Raw genomic sequence first — 12,960 nt, forward strand, 5'->3', positions numbered from 1 at the left:
TGCGGCGCCTAGAGAATGCCGAGGTTGCGCTGCAGTTCGTAAGGGGTGACCTGCAGACGGTAGTCCTGCCATTCCGCGCGCTTGTTGCGCAGGAAGTGTTCAAAGACCTGTTCGCCCAGGATCTGGGCCACGAGTTCCGACTCTTCCATGGCACGGATGGCGTCATGGAGGCTGGCCGGCAAGGGTGCGTGCCCCATCGCCTTGCGCTCAGCGGTAGTCAGCGACCACACGTCGTCTTCCGCCGCGGCCGGGAGTTCGTAGCCTTCCTCGATGCCCTTCAGGCCGGCGCCCAACAGGACAGCGTAGGCCAGGTAGGGGTTTGTGGCGGAGTCGATGCCGCGGTACTCGATGCGCGCCGACTGCCCCTTGCCCGGCTTGTAGAGCGGCACACGCACCAGCGCGGAGCGGTTGTTGTGTCCCCAGCTGAGGTAGCTCGGGGCTTCCCCGCCACCCCACAGACGCTTGTAGGAATTCACGAACTGGTTGGTCACTGCCGTGAACTCGGGAGCATGCTTGAGGATGCCGGCGATGAACTGCCGGGCAGTCTTTGACAGCTGGAATTCCGCTCCGGCCTCGAAGAACGCATTGGTGTCGCCCTCGAAGAGTGAGAAGTGCGTGTGCATGCCCGAGCCCGGGTGGTCCGTGAACGGCTTGGGCATGAAGGTGGCGTACGTACCCTGCTGCAGGGCCACTTCCTTGATCACGGTGCGGAAAGTCATGATGTTGTCCGCAGTCTGCAGTGCATCGGCGTACCGGAGATCGATTTCGTTCTGGCCGGGGCCCCCTTCGTGGTGGCTGAACTCCACCGAGATGCCTACCGACTCCAGCATGGTGACGGCCGTACGGCGGAAGTCCTGGGCGACGCCGCCAGGCACATGGTCGAAGTAGCCGCCCTCGTCCACGGGGACCGGGGCGCCATCCGGGCCAAGGTCCTTGGACTTCAGGAGGTAGAACTCAATCTCCGGATGCGTGTAGCAGGTGAAGCCCATGTCCGCGGCTTTGGCCAAGGTGCGCTTCAGGACGTTGCGGGGATCGGCGGCAGAAGGTTCACCGTCCGGCGTCAACACGTCGCAGAACATCCTGGACGTCTGCTCGGTCTCGCCGCGCCACGGAAGAATCTGGAAGGTCGACGGGTCCGGCTGGGCCAGCATGTCCGATTCGAAAACACGGGCCAGGCCCTCGATGGCGGAACCGTCGAATCCGAGGCCTTCCTCAAAAGCACCCTCAACCTCTGCGGGCGCGAGAGCCACTGATTTCAAGGAACCCACGACGTCGGTGAACCACAAGCGTACGAAGCGCACGTCACGCTCTTCGATCGTCCGCAGAACGAACTCTTGCTGGCGGTCCATTGAGGCCTCTTTTCCGGTCGGTATCCACGCCGCACCATTCCGTGAGGAAGGCGCGGCAGCTCAGCCTTCACTCTACTAAGCATTCGGGGCGAATGCCGCCGCGGGGCCCTCGCGTAACACAGCGTTTACAAATGGTGACGCTTGGCACACTGCTGGCAGCCGCCGTCGGCACGGCTTAGGCTCTATCCATGGCCCCAAGCAACCTTCCTGAGTCCAGCACGCCCGCCGAAGTTCCCGCGCCCTATGGCTCGGGACCAGCCGCTACGGGCCCGGAATTGTCGACGGGTGCCAAAAAGCCCACAGGCAAGGTGCGCATCCATCACCTTCAGCAGGCCAAGGACAACGGCGAACACTTTGCCATGCTCACCGCCTATGAGCAGTACACGGCGGAGATTTTCGACCAAGCGGGCATCGAAGTCCTGCTCGTGGGCGATTCGGCTTCCAACAACGTTTTCGGCAACGAAACCAGCCTCCCGGTCACCGTCGATGAACTCCTGCCGCTTTGCCGCGCCGTCAGCCGCTCAGCCAAGCGCGCCCTGATTGTTGCCGACCTGCCCTTCGGCAGCTACGAGGTCTCCCCGGGGCAAGCTGTGGAGACGGGGGTCCGCTTCATGAAGGAGGGCCTGGCCCACGCCGTCAAAATCGAAGGGACCGCCTACTACGCGGAAACGGTGCGTGCCATGGTCCAGGCGGGTATTCCCGTCATGGCCCACATTGGCTTCACACCGCAGAGCGAACACTCCCTGGGCGGTTACCGGGTCCAGGGCCGCGGCGATGACGCCCGGCGCCTGATCGATGACGCAGTCGCGCTGCAGGATGCCGGCGCCTTCAGCGTGCTCATGGAGATGGTTCCCGCAGACACCGCAGCGGCCGTTGACGCAGCTCTCCGCGTCCCAACGGTCGGCATTGGAGCGGGCAAGAGCACCACCGGCCAAGTCCTGGTTTGGCAGGACATGGCCGGATTGCGGGGTGGGAAGATGGCGAAGTTCGTCAAGCAGTATGCCGATCTCCGCACTACGCTGAGCGATGCGGCAGCCGCATACGGAGCCGACGTCAGGTCCGGACAGTTCCCCGGCCCGGAGCATTCCTTCTAATCGTCGTCCTGGGCGTCCCAGGCTTCATTGCGCTGCTTGACCTTCTCCAGTGCGTGTTCGGCTTCTTCCCTGGTTTTGTAGGGGCCGATGAGCTGGGTCCAATCGGACATTGCGTCCTCTTCGATCTGGTGCGTCTTGACGTTGTACCAGTACTCCGTCACGTCTCCTCCTCCATCTGTGGACCGTCCGTCGCGTAACGTCCGCGGGCTCTCCCGGAACAGGCACGCATTGTTACTTGCGTCTCGTGCCCGCCTTATATGATCAATCTATGCCTTCTCCAGTCTCCACCGCACCCATCGGCACGCTCACACCGGGAACCATCAGTCCTGAACTGCCGGTTCCCGGGTCCATCGCACGTCCCGAGTATGTGGGCAAGAAGGCACCTGCCAAATTCACGGGCTCTGAAGTCAAGTCTGCTGAGACCATCGAGAAGATACGCATCGCAGGCAAGATCGCCGCCCAGGCCATCGTTGAGGTCGGCAAACACATCCAGCCCGGCGTGACGACGGACCTGCTGGACAGGGTCGGTCACGAATTCCTCCTGGACCACAACGCCTATCCTTCGACGCTGGGCTACCGGGGCTTTCCCAAATCCTTGTGTTCCTCCTTGAACGAGGTCATCTGCCATGGCATCCCGGACTCCACCGTCGTCCAGGACGGCGACATCCTCAATATCGACATCACGGCTTTCATCAACGGGGTCCATGGGGACACCAATTACACTTTCCTGGTTGGCGACGTGGACGAAGAGTCCCGTTTGCTGGTTGAGCGCACGCAGGAGTCGCTCAACCGGGCCATCAAGGCCGTGGCCCCCGGCCGCGAAATCAATGTCATCGGCCGCGCCATCGAGTCGTACGCCAAGCGGTTCGGCTATGGCGTGGTCCGGGACTTCACCGGTCACGGCGTCGGAGAGGCCTTCCATACGGGCCTCATCATTCCGCACTACGACGCCGCTCCGGCCTACAACACGGTGATCGAATCCGGCATGGTCTTCACCATCGAGCCCATGCTGACGCTCGGCACCATCGATTGGGACATGTGGGCCGACGACTGGACAGTCGTCACGAGGGACCACAAACGCACGGCCCAATTCGAACACACCCTGCTGGTCACAGAGACCGGCGCGGAAATCCTTACCCTTCCCTGAGCACTTCGGAAGGTCCTCGCAGCCCCTGCTGCGGCATGTCCAGCTCCTGCCATGAACGGAAATGAATTGTCCAAAAAGGATGAGAAGACCCACAAGAACGCTCCGCTGATCGGAATCGACATCGGCGGCACCGGTATCAAGGGCGGCATCGTCGACCTCAAAAAGGGCAAACTGATCGGCGACCGCTTCCGGGTCCCCACGCCGCAGCCTGCCACGCCCGAAGCCGTGGCCGAGGTAGTGGCCGAAATCGTGGAAGAACTCTCCAAGCGCCCTGACGCACCCGCGGCGGACTCCCCGGTGGGCGTGACTTTCCCGGGGATCATCCAGCACGGCGTGGTCCACTCAGCCGCCAACGTGGACAAGTCCTGGCTTGAGACAGACATCGACAAGAAGTTCACTGAGCGGCTGGGTCGCCCGGTCGAGGTCATCAACGACGCCGACGCCGCCGGCCTTGCGGAGGCCCGCTACGGTGCAGGCGAGGGCGTTGACGGCACGGTCCTGGTCATCACCCTCGGCACCGGCATCGGCTCGGCGTTCATCTTTAACGGCCAACTTGTTCCCAATGCCGAACTCGGGCACCTGGAAGTGGACGGCTTCGACGCCGAAACGAAGGCATCAGCGGTGGCGCGGGAACGCGACGGCCTGAGCTGGGACGAGTACGGTGTCCTCCTCAACCGCTACCTGCAGCACGTCGAATTCCTGTTCTCGCCCGAGCTCTTCATTATCGGAGGAGGCATCTCCAAGCGGTCCGACGAGTACTTCCCGCACTTGGATCTCCGCACGGACATCGTTACGGCAAAGTTGAAGAACGATGCCGGGATCGTGGGCGCGGCCCTTGAGGTTGCCCTGCACCATAATCTGGCCAAGTAAGCCAACACGTGCCTTCCGGCACCATACCCGGCAACCACCTGGTCCGGATATGGTGCCGGTGGTGGCTGCGGCTTCCCCTCCGCTGCCACCACCGGAGTCAGAGTTGGCTCTTCTCAGAACCTTTCGCACCCTTGGCGGCAGACTTTGCATGCCCTTCGGCTTCATGGCGGAGCAAAGAGATGGCCGACTCGAAGTCTTCCAAGGATTCGAACGCCTGGTACACGCTGGCAAACCTCAGGTAGGCCACTTCATCCAACTTGCGGAGGGGTCCAAGAATGGCCAGGCCTACCTCGTGGGCGTCGATTTCCGCTGCCCCGGACGAACGGATGTTCTCTTCCACCTCTTGAGCGAGCATCGCGAGATCGTCCTCGGTGACGGGGCGGCCTTGGCACGCTTTCCGGACACCGCTGATCACCTTGATGCGGCTGAACGGTTCGCCAACTCCCGAACGCTTGATGACGGACAAGCTGGTGGTTTCCACGGTGGTGAAACGCCTGCCACACTCGGGGCACTGGCGCCTGCGGCGAATGGAAGACCCGTCGTCGGCCATGCGGCTGTCAACAACTCGTGAATCAGGATTCCGGCAGAACGGACAGTACACGTTGGGCCTCCCTGATCGGTTCCGTTACTTGGCACCCGCTGCAGGGGAACGCAAAGGTGCCGGAAGTTTCACTTCCGGCACCAGTTTACGTTCGGGTGCACCCTAATGACAAGCGTGTAATTACTATATGTAGTGGTGCCCACCCGTATATGTAGTGGTTGCCGACCCTACGCGAAGCGGATCTTCACGGCCTCTCCATGCCCCGGAAGATCCTCGGCACCAGACAGGCTGACGATGTGGCTGCTGACCTGTTCCAGTGCCGCACGGTCATAGTTGATGATTTGGACCGCCCGAAGGAACGTCGTGACGTTGAGCCCCGAAGAGAAGGCAGCCGTGCCGCTGGTGGGCAACACATGGTTGGAGCCGGCGCAGTAATCGCCGAGGCTCACAGGGCTGTAGTCCCCCACGAAGATGGCGCCGGCGTTCCGGATGCGTCCGGCGACTGCCGGCGCGTCGATAGTCATGATCTCCAAGTGCTCGGCGGCATAGGCGTTGCATACGGCGATACCCTGCTCAATGTCGTCCACGAGCACAACCCCGGACTGCGGTCCCGAAAGTGCCTCGAACACGCGCCCGCTGTGCTTTGTCGCGGCGGCCTGGCGGCCAAGTTCCACTACGACGGCGTCGGCCAGTTCAGGCGAGTCCGTCACCAACACTGAAGCTGCTTTGGGGTCGTGCTCGGCCTGGCTGATGAGGTCGGCAGCCACGAGCGGCGCCTGGGCGCTCGAATCGGCAAGGATCGCGATCTCGGTGGTGCCCGCCTCGGAATCGATGCCCACCACTCCCTTGACCAGACGCTTGGCAGTGGCCACGAAAATGTTGCCCGGCCCTGTCACGACGTCGACCGGCTCGATGGGCAGTTCCCCGCCGCTGCCGGGGATGCCGTAGGCAAAGGAGACAATGGCCTGCGCTCCGCCAATCGCATAAACCTCGTCGATGCCCAGCAGCGACGCGGCCGCCAGGATGGTCGGGTGCGGAAGGCCGCCGAAGTCCTTCTGGGGCGGAGAAGCCAAGGCAATGGACTCTACCCCCGCGGCGACGGCCGGTACGACGTTCATGATCACCGAGGACGCCAGCGGGGCAAGCCCGCCCGGGACGTACAGGCCGACGCGTCCCACGGGTATCCAGTTCTGGCTCACCACGGCGCCATCAGCGAGGCTCACATCGACGTTGGCGGGACGCTGCCGCTCGGCAAATTGCCGGGCTCGGTGGATGGATTCCTCCAAGGCGGCGCGGACGCGCGGGTCCAGCTCGTCCAGGGCCTTGGCGATCGCCTCGGCCGGCACCCGCGGATGGGACTGCTCGACGCCGTCGAAATTGCGCGCCAAGTCGCCCAGCGCGGCAAAGCCGCGGCTTCGCACGTCAGCGATGATGTCCAGGACCTTGTGCTCCGCATCAGCCAGCGTCTGATGCTGCGCCCTGGGAACGGCAGCCCGCAATTCGGCCAACGAAAGGTGGCGGCCGCGGAAATCGATGCTGCGGAAGTTCAGGGAATCAATGGCAGGGGCAGAAGTATCCGAAGGAATGGTCACCAGGCTATTTTACGGGCTTGCCCGAAAGAACCCCGAACAAGGCAAGGACGAACGTCACGAAGGCGGTGGCGCCAGGCCACAGCAACAGAACAGCATAGGAGCGGAGCGTGAATCCGTACTCGGGACCCAGCGAAGGATCCGGGGCGGGACCCCACAGCGAGGCGGCGAGGAGGCCAAACAACCAAGCCAGTCCAGCGCCCACGGCGCCGCCGGCCAACGCCAGTCCCAGACGACGTCCGGCTGCTGGTCCCTGCAGTTTGCCGTCGAGTGCCAGGCCAACTACACAGCCGCCAATGAGCGAGAGGGCCGCAAGAACCAAGTCCCTCGGCAGCCATGAGTCCGGATTGGAAGGATTGGCCAAGGCAGGATTGCCGGACACCAGGTTCAACCCACCCGGCGCGAGGATCCACCACAGCAGGCCCACAACCAGGCCCGACGCTCCGGGAACGGCGAGCCACAGCAGGTCCCGTGAACGCCACGTACGTCGGAGGGGAACTGTCTCGGTGTCATCAGGAACGTGGACTGCGGGCTCGGTCATGCAACTCAGATTAACAAAGGTTCACGCGGGCTCAACAAAATACGCAACGTCATCCTCATGAGGCATACCCTGATGGAAGACGCCAGCCCAGCCCCAGCGCAGGAGACAAGACCACAGTGGCAAGTGCAACACCGGGTTTCGAACAGACCTTCAGGGAAATGTTTCGCCGCCATGCAGCGGGCGTGGCCATCATTACTGCGAACCTCAACGGCAAGCCTTTCGGTTTCACCGCGACATCCGTAGCCTCGTTGTCCGCCGAGCCACCCCGCTTTACCTTCAACATGGCCCGTAGCTCCAGTTCATGGCCAGCCGTGGCCAACGCCAATTACATCGGAGTCCACATGCTCGGCCTGGAAAACCAGGCCCTCGCAGACCGTTTCGCCCGCACGCGGGACCGTTTCGAAGGAGACCACTGGGAGCCCGGTCCGCATGACGTACCCATCCTCAAGGACGTTACGGGCTGGCTCGTGGGAAAGATCCAGATGCGGCTGTCCTTCGAAAACAACGCCGTGGTGGTAGTAGAGGTGGTGGACGGCCAGGTGGGCGACGACGGCACGCCACTGCTGTACCACAGTGGGAGCTACAGCAAGCCGGCCCCGTTGGACTACGAAATCTAGCAGTCGGGACTCCGGCCTTAGTTGTCCAAGCAGGCCGGGCCAAGCAGGACCTTCAGGTCTCCAAAGAGCGACGGGCTGGGATTGACGCGCATGTGCACCGGGAGCCCCATGACCTCCACTTTGGTGTCACCCATGAGTTTAAGCCGGACCTCCGAGTTGCCCCTGTGGGTCCGAAGGACATCGCGCAGGTCCGTCACCACCGTCTCAGTTGCCTTGAACGTCGGAATGGTGATGATCACGGGTCCGTTGACGCTCTCGCTCAAATCGGGCACGGACAATTCCATGCAGTTCAACGTGACTGCGCCGTCGTCCCGGCGCTGCAGCCTCCCCTTGACCACCACGATCAGGTCCTCCGCAAGGACGGAAGCGATGGGTCCGTAGACCTGCCCGAAGAACATCACTTCCATCGAGCCACCGAGGTCCTCGATTTCTGCCCGGGCGTACGCGTTGCCGCTGGCCTTCGCGATGCGCCGGCTGAGCGAGGTGATCATGCCCGCAATGGTGACGATGGCGCCGTCGTGCGGTCCGTCTTCGGCAATGATCGACGTGATGGACATTTCCGCGTGCTGGCTCAGGACACCTTCCAGGCCTTGCAGGGGATGGTCCGAAACGTAGAGTCCCAGCATGTCGCGTTCAAAGGATAGCTTGTCCTTCTTCTCCCATTCGGGAAGGTCCGGAATCTCCGTGCTGAGCGAAGCTTCAGGTTCCTGGTCCTCGAAACCGGCGAAAAGGTCGAATTGTCCGATCGCTTCGTTGCGCTTGAGCGTAATGACGGAGTCGATGGCTTCTTCGTGGATCATGGCCAACGCGCGTCGGTGGTGTCCCAGCGAGTCGAAAGCTCCTGCTTTGATCAGGGACTCAATGGTGCGCTTGTTGCACACGATCGCGGGGACCTTCATCAGGAAGTCCTTGAATGAGGTGTACGCGCCCTCCGTTGCGCGGGCTGAAACCATGGCTTCCACGACGTTCACGCCCACGTTGCGGATGGCCCCCATACCGAAGCGGATGTCTGTGCCCACCGGGGTGAAGTTGAGGGAGGACTCGTTGACGTCCGGCGGCAGGACCGTGATGCCCATGCGCCGGCACTCGTTGAGGTAGATGGCCGACTTGTCCTTGTCGTCACCCACCGACGTCAAGAGGGCAGCCATGTATTCGGGCGCGTAGTGGGCCTTGAGATAGGACGTCCAGTAGGAGATCACTCCATAGGCGGCCGAGTGCGCCTTGTTGAAGGCGTAGTCGGAGAACGGCAGGAGGATGTCCCACAGCGTCTTGACCGCTTCCTGGGAATAGCCATTGTCCTGCATGCCCTGCGAGAAGCCGGCGAACTGCTTGTCCAGCTCCGACTTCTTCTTCTTGCCCATCGCGCGGCGCAGGATGTCAGCCTGGCCAAGCGAGTATCCGGCCAGCTTCTGGGCCACAGCCATAACCTGTTCCTGGTAGACGATCAGGCCGAACGTGCCACCCAGGATGTCTTGCAGCGGCTCTGCAAGTTCCGGGTGGATCGGGATGACGTCCTGGATCCCGTTTTTGCGGAGCGCGTAGTCTGTGTGCGCGTTGGCGCCCATCGGACCAGGGCGGTACAGCGCAAGCACGGCGGAAATGTCTTCGAAGTTGTCCGGCTTCATGAGCTTGAGCAGCGAACGCATGGGGCCGCCGTCGAGCTGGAAGACGCCCAAGGTATCGCCGCGGGCCAACAGCTCGTAGGAGGCCGCGTCATCGAGTTCGAGGTTTTCGAGGTCGAGGTCGATGTCCCGGTTCATCTTGATGTTCTCGAGGGCATCCGAAATGATCGTCAGGTTTCGGAGGCCCAGGAAGTCCATCTTGATCAGGCCAAGACCCTCGGACGTCGGATAGTCGAACTGGGTAATGACCTGGCCGTCCTGGAAACGGCGCATGATGGGAATGACGTCGATGATGGGGTCAGAAGACATGATGACGCCGGCGGCATGGACGCCCCACTGACGCTTCAGTCCCTCAATGCCCAGGGCCGTTTCGAAGACCTTGGCAGCTTCCGGATCCGTGGCCACCAATTGGCGGAAATCGCCCGCTTCGCCGTAACGCTTCGCTTCGGGGTTCTGGATATCCGAAAGCGGGATGTCCTTGGCCATGACAGCAGGCGGGAGCGCCTTGGTCAGTTGCTCACCCATGCTGAACGGGTAGCCGAGTACGCGCGAAGAGTCCTTCAACGCCTGCTTGGTCTTGATGGTGCCGTACGTGACGATCATCGCAACGCGCTCGTCGCCGTACTTCCTGGTCACGTAGTCGATGACTTCGGAACGGCGCCGATCATCGAAGTCGACGTCGAAGTCGGGCATCGACACACGGTCCGGGTTGAGGAAGCGTTCGAAAATCAATCCGTGCCGCAGCGGATCGAGGTCCGTAATACGCATGGCGTAGGCCACCATGGAGCCGGCGCCGGAACCACGGCCGGGACCCACCCTGATTCCATTGTTCTTGGCCCAGTTGATGAAGTCGGCAACCACCAGGAAGTAGCCGGGGAAACCCATGGAGGTAATGACTTCGAGTTCGTAGTCGGCCTGCTTGCGGACGTTGTCCGGTATGCCCTGCGGGTAGCGGTACGCGAGGCCCTTGTCCACTTCCTTCACCAGCCACGACGTCTCGTCTTCGCCGGGCGGGCAGGGAAACCTCGGCATGAAGTTGGCGTCCGTGTTGAAGGACACTTCACAACGTTCGGCGATCAGGAGGGTGTTGTCGCAAGCATCAGGGTGGTCACGGAAGAGTTCCCGCATTTCCTGCGGCGACTTCAGGTAGTAGCCGCTGCCGGAGAACGCGAACCTTGAGCCGCCATTGTCGTAGGTGGGCTCCAGAAGCGTGGAACCTGACTGGATGGCCAGCAGTGCCTCGTGTGCCTTGGCATCATGCTCATGGGTGTAGTGAAGGTCATTGGTGGCAACGAGGGGAAGCTTCAGTTCCTTGGCCAGGCGGAGGAGATCACCCGTGACCCGTCGCTCGATGTCCAGGCCGTGGTCCATCAATTCGCAAAAATAGTTCTCTGCGCCAAAGATGTCCCGGAACTCTGCAGCTGCCTCAACGGCCTCACGGTATTGGCCCAGCCGCAGCCGGGTCTGGACCTCCCCCGAAGGGCAGCCCGTCGTGGCTATGAGCCCTTCCGAGTAGGTGTTGAGCAGCTCACGGTCCAGGCGCGGCCACTTGCCGAATACCGAATCCAAAGAAGCGATCGAGGACGCCCGGAACAGGTTTCGCATGCCCACGTTGTTGTAGCTCAGCAGGGTCATGTGCGTGTAGGAGCCACCACCGGAGACGTCGTCCTTGCGCTGGCTTTCCTCACCCCAGCGGACGCGTTCCTTGTCCCCCCGGGCGGTCCCCGGCGTCACATAGGCTTCAACACCGATGATTGGCTTGATGCCCTTGTCCGTGGCTTTGCGCCAAAAATCGAAGGCCCCGAACAGGTAGCCATGGTCCGTCGTGGCCAGGGCCGGCATGCCCAGCCGTTCCGTTTCATCGAACAGCTCACCCAACCGGGCCGCTCCATCCAGCATGGAGTATTCGGTGTGGGTGTGCAGGTGGACGAACGAATCATTGCTGGAAGTCACCCGGACAGTCTACCGTCCAGGCCCGGGCACCGCTGGGAGGTGGGACCAACCCGGCGCATGCAGCCGGGCGATCAGGCGGCGCCGCTGGCCAGCAGGTCCAGGGCGTACTGCAGGTCCGCAGGATAGGCGCTGGTGACCTGGGTCCACTCCCCCGTGCGCGGATGGGTGAAGCCCAACTGACGGGCGTGCAGCCATTGCCTGGTCAGGCCGAGGGTAGCCGCGAGCCGCGGATCTGCACCATAGGTGAGGTCACCTGCGCAGGGATGGCGGAGGGCCGAAAAATGCACACGGATCTGATGGGTGCGTCCGGTTTCCAGATGGACTTCAACCAGCGTGGCTTTGCCGAACGCCTCAAGCACCTCATAGTGGGTCACGGAAGGCCGGCCGTCCTCCACCACTGCAAAGCGCCAGTCGTGCCCCGGATGGCGGCCGATGGGAGCGTCGATGGTTCCTTCCAACGGATCCGGAAGACCCTGGACCACGGCGTGATACACCTTGTCCACCGTGCGTTCCTTGAAGGCGCGCTTCAGCACCGTATAGGCATGCTCTGTCTTGGCCACGACCATCACCCCGGAGGTGCCGACGTCGAGCCTGTGCACGATGCCCGCACGTTCAGGTGCCCCGGAGGTGGAAATACGGTAGCCGGCGCCCGCCAGGCCACCCACCACGGTGGGGCCCACCCAACCTGGCGAGGGGTGCGCCGCAACCCCCACCGGCTTGTCGATGACGACGAAATCCTCGTCATCCAGCAGGATCTTCAGGCCTTCCACGACTTCCTCCACCACTTCCAGGGGATCCCGACGCTCGGGAACCGCCACATCCAGCACGGCACCGGCAACGAGCTTCGCGGACTTGCCAAGCGCCGCTCCCCCGCAGGTGACATGTCCTTCTGCAATCAGCAGGGCCGCAGCGGAACGGGAGATGTCCAGCAACCTTGCCAGGCCGGCGTCTGCCCGTACGCCTGCCAGCTCCTCCGGTATAACCACCAAGTCACTCACCGGAAGGCTCCCCTGCCCCGCCCTTGGCGGGCTTCGGCTGCGCAGCGTGCCGCTTGCCGTCCATGCCGATGCCGCGCAAGGTGAGGAGGCAGATAATAACGACGCCGGACACCACCGCGGAGTCGGCGATGTTGAAGATCGCAAAATTGGGCAACTGGATAAAGTCCACTACGTGCCCCATGGCGAACGACGGCTCACGAAAGAGGCGGTCAGTGAGGTTCCCCAGTGCACCGCCAAGCAGCAGCCCAAGCGAGAGCGCCCACCACGCCGAACCCAGCTTGCGCAACTGGAGGAGAATGGCGACGGAAACGCCCGCCATGACGATCGTGAAAATCCACGTGACATTTTCGCCAATGGAGAAGGCGGCGCCCGAGTTCCTGATGTAGTACCAGTGCAGGAGCGGCGGGAGCACGGGAATCCGTTCGCCCTCGGTCATGGTGCTGGTAACCCAGAGCTTGGTGAGCTGGTCAAAGGTGTAGGCAAACACGGCAAAGCCCGCAAAAAGCCAGAGCATGGCAGGACGCCATTGACGCTGGACGGTGGGAGCCGGCTGCGATGCGCCGTCAGTGGTGTGGTCGGTCATAAGGCTTTCATTCGTGAACCATCAGGGAGCTGCCAAGGCCTTAACAGCAAAAGCCG

The 12,960-nt window shown here is 62.6% G+C and carries 12 protein-coding genes; 4 read left to right on the forward strand and 8 right to left on the reverse strand.

Going from position 1 to position 12,960, the window contains the following annotated elements; translation table 11 throughout:
- Nucleotides 1–8: 8 nt before the first annotated feature.
- Nucleotides 9–1,349, reverse strand: a complete 1,341-nt coding sequence (gene glnA, locus ACFVSJ_RS18970; RefSeq protein WP_364161421.1) for a type I glutamate--ammonia ligase — start codon at nt 1,347–1,349, stop codon at nt 9–11.
- A 188-nt stretch (nt 1,350–1,537) separates the two neighbouring features.
- Between glnA and panB the strand changes: the two genes are divergently transcribed.
- A complete protein-coding gene (panB, locus tag ACFVSJ_RS18975) occupies nt 1,538–2,443 on the forward strand; it encodes a 3-methyl-2-oxobutanoate hydroxymethyltransferase (RefSeq protein ID WP_387438534.1) in 906 nt (301 codons plus the stop codon).
- Here panB and ACFVSJ_RS18980 read toward each other — a convergent pair.
- The gene (locus ACFVSJ_RS18980) at nt 2,440–2,604 is read right to left on the reverse strand and encodes an SPOR domain-containing protein (protein WP_387438536.1); all 165 of its coding nucleotides are present in this window, start codon (nt 2,602–2,604) and stop codon (nt 2,440–2,442) included. The genes panB and ACFVSJ_RS18980 overlap by 4 nt on opposite strands.
- A 107-nt stretch (nt 2,605–2,711) precedes the next feature.
- Between ACFVSJ_RS18980 and map the strand changes: the two genes are divergently transcribed.
- Nucleotides 2,712–3,590, forward strand: a complete 879-nt coding sequence (map, locus tag ACFVSJ_RS18985) for a type I methionyl aminopeptidase (protein ID WP_387438537.1) — start codon at nt 2,712–2,714, stop codon at nt 3,588–3,590.
- Nucleotides 3,591–3,656: 66 nt separating this feature from the next.
- Complete coding sequence (ppgK, locus tag ACFVSJ_RS18990) at nt 3,657–4,460, forward strand: polyphosphate--glucose phosphotransferase (RefSeq protein WP_387438539.1); 804 nt, start codon at nt 3,657–3,659, stop codon at nt 4,458–4,460.
- A 97-nt stretch (nt 4,461–4,557) separates the two neighbouring features.
- On the opposite strand, the gene nrdR is transcribed toward ppgK, so the two are convergent.
- From nrdR to ACFVSJ_RS19005, 3 genes are all read right to left on the reverse strand, one after another.
- Nucleotides 4,558–5,061, reverse strand: coding sequence for a transcriptional regulator NrdR (gene nrdR / locus ACFVSJ_RS18995; protein ID WP_387438540.1), 504 nt, complete (start codon nt 5,059–5,061; stop codon nt 4,558–4,560).
- Between the two features lie 167 nt (nt 5,062–5,228).
- Nucleotides 5,229–6,593, reverse strand: coding sequence for a histidinol dehydrogenase (hisD, locus tag ACFVSJ_RS19000; protein ID WP_387438541.1), 1,365 nt, complete (start codon nt 6,591–6,593; stop codon nt 5,229–5,231).
- A gap of 4 nt (nt 6,594–6,597) precedes the next feature.
- Nucleotides 6,598–7,131 (reverse strand): hypothetical protein, encoded by a 534-nt coding sequence (locus tag ACFVSJ_RS19005; protein WP_387438542.1) that lies wholly within the window; start codon nt 7,129–7,131, stop codon nt 6,598–6,600.
- Between the two features lie 158 nt (nt 7,132–7,289).
- On the opposite strand from ACFVSJ_RS19005, the gene ACFVSJ_RS19010 reads away from it, so the two are divergent.
- Entirely contained in the window at nt 7,290–7,748 is a 459-nt protein-coding gene (locus ACFVSJ_RS19010; protein ID WP_387438650.1) for a flavin reductase family protein, read from the forward strand.
- Nucleotides 7,749–7,765: 17 nt separating this feature from the next.
- Here ACFVSJ_RS19010 and dnaE read toward each other — a convergent pair whose 3' ends face one another.
- The 3 genes from dnaE to lspA all read right to left on the reverse strand — a co-directional run bounded on the left by dnaE (nt 7,766) and on the right by lspA (nt 12,904).
- Entirely contained in the window at nt 7,766–11,323 is a 3,558-nt protein-coding gene (gene dnaE / locus ACFVSJ_RS19015) for a DNA polymerase III subunit alpha (RefSeq protein ID WP_387438544.1), read from the reverse strand.
- Nucleotides 11,324–11,394: 71 nt separating this feature from the next.
- Nucleotides 11,395–12,321, reverse strand: coding sequence for an RluA family pseudouridine synthase (locus ACFVSJ_RS19020; protein WP_387438545.1), 927 nt, complete (start codon nt 12,319–12,321; stop codon nt 11,395–11,397).
- Complete coding sequence (gene lspA / locus ACFVSJ_RS19025) at nt 12,314–12,904, reverse strand: signal peptidase II (RefSeq protein ID WP_387438546.1); 591 nt, start codon at nt 12,902–12,904, stop codon at nt 12,314–12,316. Before lspA ends, ACFVSJ_RS19020 begins: the two co-directional genes overlap by 8 nt.
- Nucleotides 12,905–12,960 lie beyond the last annotated feature (56 nt).

Source organism: Paenarthrobacter sp. NPDC058040 (genome assembly GCF_042885775.1).
GTDB lineage: Bacteria > Actinomycetota > Actinomycetes > Actinomycetales > Micrococcaceae > Arthrobacter.